The organism is Rhizobium tropici CIAT 899, assembly GCF_000330885.1.
In the GTDB taxonomy this organism is placed as follows: Bacteria; Pseudomonadota; Alphaproteobacteria; order Rhizobiales; family Rhizobiaceae; genus Rhizobium; species Rhizobium tropici.
In genome coordinates, this window is sequence record NC_020062.1 from 37810 (window position 1) to 52382 (window position 14573).

At 58.3% G+C, this 14573-nt stretch carries 14 protein-coding genes and 1 pseudogene; 13 read left to right on the forward strand and 2 right to left on the reverse strand.

Going from position 1 to position 14573, the window contains the following annotated elements:
- The first annotated feature begins 468 nt into the window (after nucleotides 1-468).
- The 7 genes from RTCIAT899_RS22345 to RTCIAT899_RS22375 all read left to right on the forward strand — a co-directional run bounded on the left by RTCIAT899_RS22345 (nucleotide 469) and on the right by RTCIAT899_RS22375 (nucleotide 6424).
- A complete protein-coding gene (locus RTCIAT899_RS22345; protein ID WP_015342069.1) occupies nucleotides 469-1281 on the forward strand; it encodes a DUF2189 domain-containing protein in 813 nt (270 codons plus the stop codon).
- A gap of 103 nt (nucleotides 1282-1384) precedes the next feature.
- On the forward strand, nucleotides 1385-1771 hold the full coding sequence (locus tag RTCIAT899_RS22350; RefSeq protein WP_015342070.1) for a c-type cytochrome: 387 nt from the start codon (nucleotides 1385-1387) through the stop codon (nucleotides 1769-1771).
- Nucleotides 1772-2006: 235 nt separating this feature from the next.
- The gene (locus RTCIAT899_RS22355; protein ID WP_015342071.1) at nucleotides 2007-2810 is read left to right on the forward strand and encodes a cytochrome c oxidase subunit II; all 804 of its coding nucleotides are present in this window, start codon (nucleotides 2007-2009) and stop codon (nucleotides 2808-2810) included.
- 56 nt (nucleotides 2811-2866) lie between these two features.
- Entirely contained in the window at nucleotides 2867-4645 is a 1779-nt protein-coding gene (locus RTCIAT899_RS22360) for a cbb3-type cytochrome c oxidase subunit I (protein WP_015342072.1), read from the forward strand.
- On the forward strand, nucleotides 4642-5346 hold the full coding sequence (locus RTCIAT899_RS22365) for a cytochrome c oxidase subunit 3 (RefSeq protein WP_015342073.1): 705 nt from the start codon (nucleotides 4642-4644) through the stop codon (nucleotides 5344-5346). Before RTCIAT899_RS22360 ends, RTCIAT899_RS22365 begins: the two co-directional genes overlap by 4 nt.
- 12 nt (nucleotides 5347-5358) lie before the next feature.
- Nucleotides 5359-6081 (forward strand): heme-copper oxidase subunit III family protein, encoded by a 723-nt coding sequence (locus RTCIAT899_RS22370; protein WP_041678299.1) that lies wholly within the window; start codon nucleotides 5359-5361, stop codon nucleotides 6079-6081.
- 10 nt (nucleotides 6082-6091) lie between these two features.
- Nucleotides 6092-6424, forward strand: coding sequence for a cytochrome C oxidase subunit IV family protein (locus RTCIAT899_RS22375; protein ID WP_015342075.1), 333 nt, complete (start codon nucleotides 6092-6094; stop codon nucleotides 6422-6424).
- Nucleotides 6425-6524: 100 nt separating this feature from the next.
- Here the strand turns inward: RTCIAT899_RS22375 and RTCIAT899_RS32525 are convergent.
- Together RTCIAT899_RS32525 and RTCIAT899_RS22380 are read right to left on the reverse strand one after the other, a co-directional pair.
- Nucleotides 6525-6695: pseudogene (locus RTCIAT899_RS32525) on the reverse strand (IS6 family transposase); the annotation flags it as partial.
- 108 nt (nucleotides 6696-6803) lie between these two features.
- A complete protein-coding gene (locus RTCIAT899_RS22380) occupies nucleotides 6804-7472 on the reverse strand; it encodes a GntR family transcriptional regulator (protein WP_051043374.1) in 669 nt (222 codons plus the stop codon).
- 110 nt (nucleotides 7473-7582) lie between these two features.
- Between RTCIAT899_RS22380 and RTCIAT899_RS22385 the strand changes: the two genes are divergently transcribed.
- The 6 genes from RTCIAT899_RS22385 (at nucleotide 7583) to RTCIAT899_RS22410 (ending at nucleotide 14493) form a co-directional block, all read left to right on the forward strand.
- A complete protein-coding gene (locus RTCIAT899_RS22385; RefSeq protein WP_041678091.1) occupies nucleotides 7583-8230 on the forward strand; it encodes a GntR family transcriptional regulator in 648 nt (215 codons plus the stop codon).
- 107 nt (nucleotides 8231-8337) lie between these two features.
- On the forward strand, nucleotides 8338-9174 hold the full coding sequence (locus RTCIAT899_RS22390; protein ID WP_041678092.1) for an ABC transporter substrate-binding protein: 837 nt from the start codon (nucleotides 8338-8340) through the stop codon (nucleotides 9172-9174).
- A gap of 70 nt (nucleotides 9175-9244) precedes the next feature.
- Nucleotides 9245-9937 carry an amino acid ABC transporter permease gene (locus RTCIAT899_RS22395; protein ID WP_015342079.1) on the forward strand — a complete coding sequence of 231 codons (693 nt, stop codon included), beginning with the start codon at nucleotides 9245-9247 and terminating at the stop codon, nucleotides 9935-9937.
- Between the two features lie 16 nt (nucleotides 9938-9953).
- Entirely contained in the window at nucleotides 9954-10844 is an 891-nt protein-coding gene (locus RTCIAT899_RS22400; protein ID WP_015342080.1) for a dihydrodipicolinate synthase family protein, read from the forward strand.
- Between the two features lie 2 nt (nucleotides 10845-10846).
- A complete protein-coding gene (locus RTCIAT899_RS22405) occupies nucleotides 10847-13768 on the forward strand; it encodes an FAD-dependent oxidoreductase (RefSeq protein ID WP_041678093.1) in 2922 nt (973 codons plus the stop codon).
- Entirely contained in the window at nucleotides 13765-14493 is a 729-nt protein-coding gene (locus RTCIAT899_RS22410) for an amino acid ABC transporter ATP-binding protein (RefSeq protein ID WP_015342082.1), read from the forward strand. Before RTCIAT899_RS22405 ends, RTCIAT899_RS22410 begins: the two co-directional genes overlap by 4 nt.
- Nucleotides 14494-14573 lie beyond the last annotated feature (80 nt).

The window sequence follows — 14573 nt, forward strand, 5'->3', positions numbered from 1 at the left end:
TGAAGAGATACGGGCAGTGGACCCGATAGTTGTATCTTTCGTACCGAGCAGTTGTACGATTTGGAGAAACACGAATGAAGGGTTGCCGACCGAACGACGATTGCTTGCCGCCAGCGCCATACCTTGGCTTATCAGCCGTTAAGTTTACGATGCCGGTTAGGCGCCTGCTTTGCTCGATAGGTTGCTTACCCGGTTATGTCGGTGAATAGGGGGAGCCGATTACAGGAAGGACGATGGGTGAGATCTCATTGCGGCAGGCGAATATTGTCTTCCGTGTACCGGCGTTCAAAATCGTCGATCATTTGGCATCATGAATGAACAGTATCTAATTTCATAATTTAAAGAATAGGCGACAAAAGCGACAAGATTTGATAAATTTAGGCTAGCCGGTTGGGCTTTGATTGTAGATAAAATTCGCCGGACGTCTTTGCAGCGCCAGCCGGTATGTGGTGGAGGAGGAGAGATGCTATGGTGGCATTCCACGTCATGGCCGGTGCGAGTGGCGAGTTTGCTCGCCCGGAAGTGCGGAAGATAAGGATCGGGGATCTTATCGATGCGCTGAGATCGGGGCTTAATGATTTCGGAGAAAAGCCCTCACATTACGTTTTTCTCTGTCTTATATATCCGATCACAGGCGTTTTCCTGATCATGTGGAGTTCCGGCGCTAACCTGATGCCGTTGCTTTATCCCTTGATGTCCGGCTTTGCGCTGGTTGGCCCGATTGCGGCCCTTGGCCTTTATGAAATCAGTCGACGCCGCGAACGGGGACTGGATAGCTCATGGTATCACGCGCTGGAGGTCTGCCACTCGCCGGCACTGCCATCGATCATTGCAGTGGGCTTCATGCTGTTCGCGCTTTTCGTCGCTTGGTTATTTGTCGCGCAGCACATCTACACCCTAACCTTCGGCAAGGCCGGTCTGATCTCGGTCTCCACTTTCCTGCTAGATGTGCTGACCACTTCTCGAGGTCTCTCCCTTATACTTTGGGGAAACTTGGCCGGTTTCGTTTTCGCAATAATTGTGTTGGCGACGACCGTGGTGACCTTCCCGCTGCTGCTCGACCGGGATGTTGGCGCAACCGCAGCCGTAAATGCGAGCATACGCGCCACGCTTGCCAATCCAGGACCTGTTGCGCTTTGGGGATTGATCGTCGCGGCGCTGCTCGTCGTCGGCACGATCCCGATTTTTGTCGGCCTTGCGGTCGTCATGCCCATCCTAGGGCATTCAACTTGGCACCTGTATCGGAAATTGATTGCCGCCTATCCGAACCGCATGTCTTGAATTCACAAAGGAAACCTACCCCGGGATCATCCTCCAAGCCATTACGACCTATCCGATGGGAGTCGCGTCGTTTGGAATAGCGATGAAGAGAATGAGGATTACCATGTCTTGGCGTTTTCTTCCGATCTGTCTCCTTCTTGCCATTGCCGCCCCGCATGACGCTTTCGCGCAGGAGGGCGATGCGACCGCGGGAGCCATTGTTTTCAAGAAATGTGCCATTTGCCATATAGCCGAAACGGACCAGAACAAGATCGGACCTTCGCTGAACGGTCTGTTCGGCAGAACGGCTGGAACACATCCGAATTTCGCCTATTCGCCGGCAATGCAGCAGGCAGGCAAAGACGGCCTCGTCTGGAGCGAGACATCGCTCCGCGACTATTTGCACGATCCCAAGGCGAAGGTGAAAGGCACGAAAATGACCTTCATCGGGCTGAAGGACGATACCGAGATTACCAATCTGATCGCCTATCTGAAGCAATACTCCAAATAGCCAGATGGCAAATAGGGATGAGCTGTCTTCCGTGCCGCCGGTTGGATCGGTGGAATTCCGCTCGGCGATTTGACACCGCCGATGTGTTGGCGCGGTGTCTTCGCGCCCCGTATGGTTTGTTAGGATGAGCCGCTATCGTCGTCGCAATTGCTCGCCTGACCGCTTCATGAGATAATGCTAAAACCTTTCGCGATGAGATTGTGGAAATATTCGCGACCGGGTCAGGGAGGCGACAATGGCTGTCGTCATAGTTCTCGTTCTGCTGGTGGTGGGGTCGATCGCATTCCATCTGCTGAGCCCTTGGTGGTGGACGCCGATCGCGTCGAATTGGAGCTATATCGACAACACCATTGTCATCACGTTCTGGATCACCGGCTTCGTTTTCTCGGCAGTCGTGTTGTTCATAGCCTATTGCGTCCTGCGCTTCAGGCATCGCGCAGGAAACCAGGCGGCATACCAGCCTGAAAACAAGCGGCTGGAATGGTGGCTCGCCGGCGGAACCGCAATCGGTGTGGCTGCGATGCTCACGCCGGGCCTCTTCGTATGGAAACAGTTTGTAACGGTCCCGACTGACGCCAGCGAGGTCGAAGTCGTCGCCCAGCAATGGCAATGGAGTTTCCGGCTGCCGGGGGCGGACGGAAAGCTGGGTCGGGCGGACACGCGCAATGTTGCTCCGGATAATCCGCTCGGCCTGAACAAGAACGATCCCGCCGGAATGGACGATGTTATTGTCGAAGGCGGCGAACTGCACATACCCGCCGGCATGCCGGTGAAGATGCTTCTGCGCTCGATCGACGTCGTGCATGATTTCTACGTGCCGGAATTCCGGGCCAAGATGGATATGATCCCCGGCACGGTCACCTATTATTGGTTCACGCCGACGCGAACGGGAACCTTCGATGTTCTTTGCGCGGAGTTGTGCGGCGTTGGTCACCCGCAGATGCGCGGCACCGTCATCGTCGATACCGAAACAGCCTATCAAGCCTGGCTGCAGCAACAGCCGACTTTCTCGAAATCGTTGGCGTCGGCGCAAAAGTAAGTGCCGTGCGCAGCCGAGGAGGAAGGCTGCATCGCAGGGAACAGGGAGGAAGGAATATGGTCGAGATTGGTTCCGGCACCGAACAGGTCATCCGGCCCGCTGAAGTCGAGGATGTCGAGCTTTATCATCCGAAAAGCTGGTGGACGAGATATGTCTTCAGCCAGGATGCCAAGATCATCGCTATCCAATATTCTCTGACCGCCATCTCGATCGGCATGGTGGCGTTGGTGCTGTCCTGGCTGATGCGCCTGCAACTCGGGTTTCCCGGCTATTTCTCCTTCATCGACGTGGAACATTATTATCAGTTCATCACCATGCATGGCATGATCATGGTGATCTACCTCTTGACCGCGTTGTTCCTCGGCGGTTTCGGCAACTATCTGATCCCCTTGATGCTCGGCGCGCGTGACATGGTGTTTCCCTATGCGAACATGCTGAGTTACTGGCTCTATCTGCTTGCGGTCATCGTGTTGGTCGTCGGCTTCTTCGCGCCTGGTGGGCCGACGGGTGCCGGCTGGACGCTGTATCCACCGCAGGCACTTCTATCCGGGACGCCGGGAGGACGTGACTGGGGCATCATCTTGATGTTGTCGTCGCTGATCCTGTTCATCATCGGCTTTACCATGGGTGGGCTCAACTATGTCGTCACCGTGCTGCAGGGTCGCACCCGTGGCATGACGCTGATGCGAATGCCCTTGACGGTATGGGGTATATTCACCGCCACTGTCATGGCATTGCTCGCTTTCCCGGCGCTCTTCGTCGCCGCCGTCATGATGCTGTTCGACCGCTTGCTCGGCACGAGCTTCTTCATGCCTGCCATCGTCGAGATGGGCCAGCAGTTGCAGCAGGGAGGCGGCAGCCCCATCCTGTTCCAGCATCTGTTCTGGTTCTTCGGGCATCCGGAAGTCTATATCGTAGCGCTTCCTGCCTTCGGCATCGTCTCGGATCTGATCAGCACCCACGCGCGCAAGAACATCTTCGGCTACCGGATGATGGTCTGGGCGATCGTCATCATCGCGGCCCTGAGCTTCGTCGTGTGGGCGCACCATATGTATGTGAGCGGTATGAACCCGAACTTCGGGTTCTTTTTCGCGACCACGACGTTGATCATCGCCATCCCGACGGCCATCAAGGTCTATAACTGGGTGCTGACGCTCTGGCGCGGCGATATCCATCTGACATTGCCGATGCTGTTTGCCCTGGCCTTCATCGTCACCTTCATCAACGGTGGGCTGACCGGCCTCTTTCTCGGCAACGTCGTCGTCGACGTGCCGCTATCCGACACCATGTTCGTGGTTGCTCACTTCCATATGGTGATGGGGGTCGCGCCGATCCTGGTGATCTTCGGCGCGATCCATCATTGGTATCCGAAGGTCACGGGGCGCATGCTGAACGTGACGATGGGCCAAATCCACTTCTGGATCACCTTTCTCGGCGCTTACGCGATCTTCTTCCCGATGCACTACCTTGGCCTGATGGGCGTTCCGCGCCGCTATTACGAGCTGGGCGAAACGGCTTTCATTCCGCCGTCGGCGCATACGCTGAACATGTTCATCACCGTTGCTGCGCTGGTCGTCGGTGCCGCGCAGCTTCTGTTCCTGTTCAATCTCGCCTGGAGCCTTCGCTGGGGCCGGCAGGCGGGCGGCAATCCATGGCGGGCAACGACATTGGAATGGCAGACGCCGCAAACGCCGCCCGTTCACGGCAATTGGGGCAAGGAACTGCCGATCGTCTATCGCTGGCCGTATGATTACAGTGTCCCCGGAGCGGATCAGGACTTTCTACCGCAGAACCAACCGGCCTCGTCCGGGCCGCCCGAAAGGGCGTTGTCATGAGCGCTATTCTGATCTTCATGGCGGGGATCGCCGGTATCATCGCCTGGTGGATGGCGCGGCAGCGGCTGACCTCGAAACCCTGGCTGGAAACAGGCCTTGCAGGCGATGCGCCCGACATGAGGGGATCATCGGCGACCACGGCGAAAGTCGGTCTCGGCATTTTTCTCGCCGTCGTCGGCGCTCTGTTCGCGCTCCTCATCAGCGCCTATCTTACGCGCCTTGGCGGCGCGGATTGGTGGAGCATTCCGATCCCAAAGCTGCTTTGGGTGAATACGGCCGCCCTTGCCGCCAGCAGTGTCGCGCTACAATGGGCAAAAGCCGAAGCCCGCCTCGACTACGGCGAGATGCTGAACACGGCTCTTACAGTGGCATTCGCACTGGCTGTTCTGTTTCTGGCCGGGCAGGTTCTGGCATGGCGGCAACTGGTGTCGGCAGGTTATGTGCTTGCCGATAATCCATCCAACAGTTTCTTCTATATGATCACCGGATTGCATGGCCTGCACATATTGGGTGGGCTTTTCGTGCTCGGGCGAACAGCAATCCGCGCTCGCATCAGCCCTGTCCTCGCAAGAGTTCGCCTAAGCGTGGATCTCTGCGCCATCTATTGGCATTTCATGCTCGTTGTCTGGCTGATCCTTTTTGCGCTCTTTGCCGGCTGGGCAAATAGTTTCGTCGATCTCTGCCGTCAATTGGTCAGTTGAGGAGCCTCGATGATGACCGAATCCATAGAAAGACCGACAAGTAATCCACATCTGCGGCCCGTGGGACTGCGCGGCGTCGCGGCTGACCTGTCGTCGGACCAGCGAGCGTTCAAGAACGTCTCCTGGGGCAAGGCGATGATGTGGATCTTCCTCCTGAGCGATACCTTCATTTTCGGCTGCTTCCTGCTGGCCTATATGACCGCGCGCATGTCGACCACCATCGCCTGGCCCAATCCCAGCGAGGTTTTCGCACTGACGATCGGGGGTGAGGAAATCCCGCTCATCCTGATTGCCATCATGACTTTCGTCCTGATCAGCAGCAGTGGCACGATGGCCATGGCGGTCAACTTCGGATACCGCCACGATCGCCGCAAGACGGCGGCGCTGATGTTGGCGACGGCGGTCCTCGGTGCGACATTCGTCGGAATGCAGGCATTCGAATGGACCAAACTGATCAGGGAGGGAGTCCGCCCCTGGGAGAATCCATGGGGTGCGGCACAGTTCGGTTCGTCCTTTTTCATGATTACCGGTTTTCACGGTACCCACGTCTCGATCGGCGTTCTTTTTCTTCTGATCATGGCACGCAAGGTGTGGCGGGGAGACTTCGACCAGGAAAGGCGGGGGTTTTTCACCAGCCGCAAGGGTCATTATGAGATCGTCGAGATCATGGGATTATACTGGCACTTCGTCGATCTGGTCTGGGTATTCATCTTTGCATTCTTCTATCTGTGGTGAGGATGGCATCATGGCACAGGCGCAGGCACATTCCGGACAACAGCATCCGATAAAACTGTACATGGTGGTCTGGGGACTGCTTTTCGTCCTCAGCACCTTTTCCTACCTCGTCGACTATCTCGGCATTCAGGGCTATCTCAGATGGTCCCTGATCCTTCTGTTCATGATCCTGAAGGCTGGGCTGATCGTTGCGATTTTCATGCATATGGCCTGGGAACGGCTGGCGCTAATCTATGCCATCCTGTTTCCCCCGGTCCTGATACTTGTCTTTGTCGCTCTGATGGCGTCGGAATCGCACTACACGGTCCTAACGCGGCTGGCTTTTTTGGGGGGTGGTCCGTAAGGTTTGGCACCATCCAGCCATCCATGAAACAGAGTATCAGGTGCTCGCAATATGGCTTAGCCTCGACGCAAGACAAGCATAGCATCTGCGGAGTTGATTGTGGTCGGCGCCAATGCCAGCGCAGCCGCTTTTCAATCTCTGGCGCGTATTTCTGGACCCACCGATAGATCGTGGAATGATCGACAGCGACATCTCGTTCACCCATCATTTGTTCAAGGTCGCGGTAGTTCACCCCATAGCGGCAATACCATCGAACCGCCCACAAAATCACTTCACCCTGAAAATGACGCTATTTGAAATCGCTCATCAAAAATCTCGCTGAAAATCACCAGCGCTCTTTCGGTGATCAACCGAATTTTTGCATCAGAGCCAGCATTAGTCATTCCAATTGCTCTCGAGCGAAATTGATCAAGCTTTCAATGTGGTCGGCCACGGCGAGGCGCGTCTGCTGGAGATCGCCGCGTTCCAGCGCATCAATGATAAGCAGATGTTCCGTCGAATCCGGCTTCAGCCGGTCTTTCAGCCGATCGATCTCGAACAGGCGCGTGGTGGCGCGCAGTTCCCGCAAGACCTTGGCCATAACGGCGTTGGCGCAATAATCGATGATGAGATTGTGCAGATTGTCGTCCGATACCCAATGGGCATCCGTGTGATAAGCGGTTGCGTCGAGAAGATCGTTGATTTCACGCCTGACGACGATCAGTTGCCGCCGGGGGATGTTGGGGATTGCCAACACGGCTGCTTCAGGTTCAATCAAAAGTCTCAGGCGCAGGCTCTGCAGATATTCGCCAATATCGACACGGCGAACAACGTAGTTGCGGCCGTCTCCCTTGCGTACCGAGCCTTCACCTTCCAGCCGCTGCAGGGCTTCGCGCAAGGGGGTGCGAGAGATGCCCAGGGCCTCGGCAAGCTTCGCCTCGACGATTACCTGGCCGCCCTTCAGCCGGCGATGACGGATCATGTCCGACACGGCCTTGTATGCGAGCGAGGCGAGATTGTGCTGTCCGCTAATCGATGTGGCATCTTGCAGGGTTGAAATGTCGCTCACCTTTTCCTCGCTCTGCGCATAGCCGACATCGCTGGCAACGAACGGCTTTCCTTGGCGCAATTGGTGTTACATATGATAGCCGAACTCATGAAGAAGCAAAAAGGGGATACATGGACGACCGGATGGACGATGCGGCCGAAGAAAGCTTGGCTGAGGAAACCTATCGGCTGCTTTTGGCGGAAATTCTCTCGGCTCGGCTTGCAGGCGGATCGGTGGTGCAGCAAAGGCGGCTGGCGACCCGATATGCGGTATCCCGCTCGCCGATGCGCCATGCTCTGGGTCGTCTTGAAGGCGAGGGGTTGCTTGTTCGGAACGACAAGGGCGTGTTGTGCGTCCGTGTCATCTCCCTGAAGGACTATCTCGACAGTCTTGCGATGCGGATGCTGCTGGAACCGAGCGCGGCGGCTGCAGCGGCGGGGCGCATGCCGGCGGCGACATTGCATTCGCTGGAAGCGATGCTCGATGCGATTGAGGTCGATGCCGAGCCGGATCCGGAATTTGTCTGGCAATTCGACGACGCCTTGCACATGTCGGTCGCCGATGCGAGCGGCAATGGTTTCATGGCGGCAACGATCAGCGAAATGCGCCGCTATACCACGATCTTCGAGCGGCAGATGGCCGTCGTGCGCGCAAAACCCGGCGTTGCCGAACATCGTGGCATTCTCGCCGCCTTGGCGGACGGCGATCCTGAGGCGGCGCGTCAGGCGATGACACGTCATCTCGAAGCGGTTCGTCAAGGCGTTCTCACAAATTTCTGACGGCAATCGAGTCATCTCTTGCATCGAGGGGAAAGTGTTGTATAAAACTGGGATCCCAGATGAATGCAAGTGTCTGGGCACAACAAAAAATAACTCCAGAGGTCAGCATGTTTCGATTTTCAACGTCACGCGGCCTGCTCGCCGCTTCGCTTCTATCCTTGACGACGTCAGTCGCTTTCGCTCAGTCCTGCACGCCGAAGGTTGCGGCAGGCGATTTGATCGCTCCCGGTAAACTTGTCATGTCGACGAACCCGACGCTGCCGCCCCTGCAATTCGTCGATTCCAGCGGCGATCTGAAAGGCATGCGCATCGAACTTGGCACCGAGATTGCTAAACGCCTCTGCCTTGAGCCCGAATATATCCGCATCGAGTTCTCGGCCATGGTGCCGGGCCTGCAATCGGGGCGCTGGGATATGATCGACACCGGCATCTTCTTCACCGAGGAACGCGCCAAGATCATGCAGATGATCCCCTACGAGGATCAGGCGATCAGCGTGTCCGTCGCGCCGGGTTACGACAAGAAGATCACCGGCAAGGACGATCTGGCCGGCATGACGATCGGCGTGGAAATCGGCGGTTTCGAGGAAACCAAGACGCGGCTGCTCGACAAGGAGCTGCGCGATGCGGGCAAGCAGGGCTTGACGATCCAGACCTTCGACAATTTCGCCCTTGCTTATCAGGCGCTTCGCGCCGGTCAGGTTCAAGGCGTGGTCTCGATCGATGCCGTTGCAAAGGACTACGATGCCCGTGGTGACTTCAAGCGCGCCCTGAGCGGCCTCTATCCCGCCCCTGTCGCTCTTGCTTTCAAGAGCTCCAAGCTTGCCGATGCCGTTTCCGCGACGCTGAAGGAGATGAAGGCCGATGGTTCGCTGAAGACGTTGTTCGACAAATATGGCTTGCCCATGGTGGCGGGTGACTATTCCGTAAAGGGTCCTGGTCGCTGATCGGATTGATCGGTCCATTGGAACGGTTGCGCGCGGGTTGGCCGCGCGCTTCGAACGGAAGGTTACGCTCATGCAGCTCTGGAGCTGGTCGGGTTTCTTCGGATACCTCTTCAACCCCTTCATTCTCGGGGGTGTCTTCACCACCATATGGCTGACGGTCGTCTCGCTGAGTGCCGGCTTGATCCTGGGATTTGCCCTGGCGTTGATGCGGCGTTCGCGAGGACGTTTGGTTCAGCTGGTTGCCAAGGCGTATATCTGGTTGTTTCGCGGCACGCCGTTGCTCGTCCAACTGATCGCCATCTACACGGCATTGCCGCAGTTCGGCATCCGCTTTTCGGTTGTCGAGGCGGCGCTGATCGGACTGGCGCTCAACGAGGCGGCCTATCTGGCCGAGATCATTCGCGCCGGCATCGAAGCCGTCCCCGAAGGGCAGGCGAGGGCTGCACGCGCGCTCGGCATGACCGAGCGTCAGATCATGCGTCATATCGTCATGCCGCAGGCATTCAAGGTGATCATTCCGCCGCTCGGAAATTCGGTCAACGGCCTTCTCAAAACGACCTCGGTGACCTCGGTCATCTCGATGGAAGAACTGTTGCGCCGCACCCAGGTCCTCATCCAGGAACGCTTCATGGTGCTGGAGCTCTTTTCGGTAGCTGCCATCTACTACCTCCTTTTGACCACGCTCTGGGACTTTTTCCAGCGCCACATCGAGAAACGCTTCGGTCAGGCAGACTCCCGACTGTCCATGACGGAAAAGCGCTAGAACCAGGATAATCGACATGACCAAGAAATTTCGCGGTGTCTATACCGTGATGATCACTCCGCTGGACGAGCATGGCGCGGTGGATCTGAAGGCGCTTGCCGCCTTCACCGATTGGCAGGTTCGCCAAGGCATCCACGGATTGATACCGTTGGGGTCGACAGGAGAGTTTCTCTCGCTCAGCGAAGACGAGCGCGATGGCGTTGCACGGACGGTGATCGAAACCGTCGCCGGCCGTGTGCCGGTTCTGATCGGCGCCGGTGCCGAGGACACGCGCGAATGCGTTCGTCTGAGCCGTAAGGCAGAAGCGATGGGCGCCGACGGCGTGATGATTATTCCACCCTTCTATTCGACCCCGACCGACGACGAACTGGTGCATCACTATCGCGCCATTGCGTCGGCGATCTCCATTCCGATCATGGTCTACAACAATCCCGCAACGGCCAACGTCGACTTGAGGCCGCAGCTCGTCGAGCGCATCGCCGAAATCGACGGCTGCGACTACATCAAGGAGTCGACGCTGGAGGTGACGCGGGTGCGTGATATCATCCGGCTTACCGGCGACAATATGACGGTCTTCGGCGGCATTCTCGGCTTCGAATCCTTCGTCATGGGCGCCCAGGGCTGGGTGGCGGTCGCCTCCAATATTGCACCAGGGCCGATGGCACGCATTTTCGAGCTTGTGGCCGACGAAAAGAAGATCGACGAGGCCCGCGCCCTTTATCTGCACTGGCTGCCGATCATTCAGGCGGTCGGCGGGCAGGCCTATGTCGCCGGTTCGAAATCGTTGTTGCGGCACATGGGTTTTGGCGCCGGTGCGCCGCGTCCGCCCCGTCTGCCTTTACCTGCCGAACAGGATGCAGCCATGAAAAAACTGGTTCAGGATTTCGGCCTGAAATTCGACGCCTGAGGATGCCGTTCGTGTCACCCGCTCCTCGATCCGCAGCAGAGTCCACCATCGAATTCTTCGTCGATGGCCGTTCTCTTCATGCCGAGCGTGGCATGACGATTGCTGCGGCGATCGAGGCCAGTGGGCAGCATGGTTTCTCACGCGGATTGAAAGGCGAGGCGCGCGGGCTTTTTTGCGGGATGGGCGCCTGTCATGATTGTCTCGTGACCGTCGACGGTAAGGTTAGTCAGCGTGCCTGCATGACGGCCGTTACGGCTGGCATGAACGTCCACAGGCCATCTTCGCGGCCGGCTATCGCGTCCGGGGAAATTGCAGATCTCTGTAATGTCCCGAAGTCTATCGCAACCATCGAGATGGATTTGCTGGTCATCGGCGCGGGGCCGGCCGGCCTTGCCGCTGCGGAAGCGGCTGCAAGCGCCGGTGCGAAGGTCACGATCGTTGATGAACGCAGGATTGCAGGCGGCCAATACTATAAGCAGCCTGCGACGTCATCGGCTGCGGCGCGGTTGAAACATGATGCACAGGCCCGTGAAGGACTGGATCTGATCCGAACTGCCGGAGAGGCAGGAGTGACCTTGATCGGGGAAACGGTTGTCTGGGGCGCTGAAAACGGTGAAGGCGGCGCCATCATTGCCTGCTACAACCCCTCGGACGCATTCTATTGCAAGCCTCGCATGATTGTGATCGCAACCGGTGCCTACGAGCGGCCGTACCCGGTGCCGGGCTGGACGCATGCAGGCGTCATGACCACCGGGGCAGCGCAAACCCTCCTCAGAAGCTACGGCACAGTGCCTCGCGGCAGGATCCTTATCGCCGGTAACGGTCCCCTCAATATCCAGGTCGCCAATGAGATCCACAGGGCGGGCGGCACGGTGATGGCTTTGGTTGAAGCCGCAGCGTCGCCGTGGTCGAAGCCTTTCGAGGCTTTGAGCTTGCTGAAGCTAGGTGGCGGCCTTGCCGTTTACGGCGCGCGGCAGCTCGCGGCTTTGCAGGCGGCCGGCATCTCGCTCCATTGGGAAAGCAAGATCATTTCAATCCATGGTTCCGCTCGCGTCGAGGCAGTCACCATATCCGGCCCAACGGGTGACAGGAAGCTGCATGCCGATACCGTCCTTATCGGCGGCGGCTTTGCTTCCTCGAATGAGCTTTCCCGTCTCCTCGGTTGCGGTCACGAAGTTGCCGGCGGCGAGCTGGTGGTTACGAGTGGCGACGATGGCGAGACTACGCTTTCTCACATCCACGTCGTTGGCGAGGCCGCGCGTTTCGGTGGCGCTCATATCGCCAGAGCACAAGGCCGGCTGGCCGGGCTCGCGGTCGCGCGCAAACTGGGTCTTGGCGGCACACCTGATCGTGAAGCCGAACGCAGGCTTGCCCGCCATCGCGCCTTCCAGGCCAGTCTCTGGACGACTTTCAAGCCGACAACCGTTGATCGAGACGAGGCGTTTACCGACGAGACGATCATCTGTCGCTGTGAAGGTATAACGGCCGGTACGCTAAAGGCGATCATTACGAAGGGCGCAGCGGATATCGCCACGTTGAAGCGACTTTCGCGTGCTGGGATGGGGCGCTGCCAAAGCCGCTACTGTGGTCATATGCTGGCTAAGATCGCAGATGAGAGACACAGCACTGGAGAGACCCACGGGTTTCTGGCGCCGCAAATGCCATTGCGTCCCATTCCTCTGGCCGCCCTTGCCGTTGAAAAGCCCGAATGGGGAGGACACAGGCGGGCCATGCTGCCCGAGAAGCAGCCATTGCAGTCGGCCGAGCCTCTGCCGTTCTCGCAAACATCGACCTTGGTGATCGGGGCAGGGATCGCCGGTCTGTCGACGGCGCTTTTCCTTGCGCGGGAAGGCGAGGAGGTTGCGGTTGTCGAGCGTGGCTTTGTCAATTCGCTTGCCTCCGGCGGAAATGCCGGCAGCCTGCATGCGCAGCTTCTATCCTTCGACCATGGCGTGCGCGCGGAAGGCGGCGGTGGGCCGGCGGCGCAAACGCTGCCTCTGCAGCGGGATTCCATCGCCCTTTGGGCCGCCTTGCAGCAGGAGCTTGGTCGCGATTTCGAGATGAAGGTAACCGGTGGCCTGATGGTTGCCGAGACCGAGGCGCATATGCGTTTTCTTGCCGAAAAGGTCGCTGTCGAGCAGCGCGCCGGCATTGATTGCCGGCTGATCGATCGAGACGAGTTGCGCACTCTGGAGCCGGGACTATCGCCGGCCTTCCTTGGCGCCGCCTATTGTCCGCAGGAGGGCAAGATCAATCCGCTCGTTGCCACCCAACATATCCTCGAAGCCGCGCGCGCAAAAAGTGCGCGCCTCATCGAAAAATGCGAGGTTGCCGCCATTGCGGCGGTCGCGTCCGGTTTCGAGGTGGCGACATCGCGCGGCATCATCAGGGCGAAACGCATCGTCAATGCGGCCGGTGCCTTTTCTTCGCGCATCGGTGCTATGCTCGGCCTCGACATTCCCGTCTTCGGCGCACCGCTGCAGATGGTCGTCACGGAGGCGGCTGCCCCATTGATAACCTGCCTCGTTGCTCATGCCGATCGCCATCTGACATTGAAGCAGGCAAGCAACGGCAACTTCATCATCGGCGGCGGCTGGACGGCTGGTCTTGATCCGGTGCATCAGCATCCCCGGCCGCTGCTGTCTGGCCTCGAGGGTAATCTCTGGGTGGCCCAGCATGTGGTTCCGGCGCTGCGCAAGCTGCATATCATCCGCAGCTGGGCTGCCATGAACATCAATATCGATGGCGCGCCGATCCTCGGCGAACATCCGCTGCAACCCGGCTTTTTCAACGCCGTGACCTCCAACGGCTATACGCTCGGCCCCCTGGTCGGCCAGCTTACCGCCCAGATCGTCCTTGGCCGCGAGACCGGCAGGGCGCTGCAACCCTTTTCCATCACTCGTTTTACGAAAGGCCGCTCATGATCGAGATCAATGGCGTCTCCAAATTCTACGGCACCTCTCAGGTCCTGAAGAACTGCAGCGTCAAGGTTGAGCGCGGCGAGATCGTCGTGGTGTGCGGCCCATCCGGTTCGGGCAAGTCGACCTTGATCAAATGCGTCAACGGCTTGGAGCCCTTCCAGGAGGGGTCCATCCAGGTGCACGGGATCGAGGTGGGCGATCCGAAAACAGATCTGCCGAACCTGCGCACGCGCATCGGCATGGTCTTCCAGAATTTCGAACTCTTCGCGCATCTCAGCATCCTCGACAACATCATGCTGGCGCAGAAGATTGTGCTCGGACGCAGCCCGACGATGGCCGAAGCCAAGGCCATGCAACTGCTTGATCGTGTCGGCCTGATCGATCATGCGAAGAAGTTTCCGAGCCAGCTTTCCGGTGGCCAGCAGCAGCGCGTGGCCATTGCGCGCGCGCTCGCCATGGACCCTCTCGCGATGCTGTTCGACGAGCCGACGTCCGCGCTTGACCCGGAAATGGTGTCTGAAGTGCTTGACGTCATGACAGGCCTGGCAAGAGACGGAATGACGATGATGGTGGTGACCCATGAGATGGGCTTTGCCCGCCGCGTGGCCACCCGCGTCATCTTCATCGATCAAGGCGAGATCGTCGAGGATCGGCCGAGTGAAGAATTCTTCACCGCTAGTCACAATCCGAGAACGGAAGCCTTCCTCGGCAAGATACTCCGGCATTGATGGATGCTCACGTGCGGCGGAAACCGCACCGCCTAAACCGGAACCGACCACAATAGAGACAACCGAAGCAAGAGAGAGTG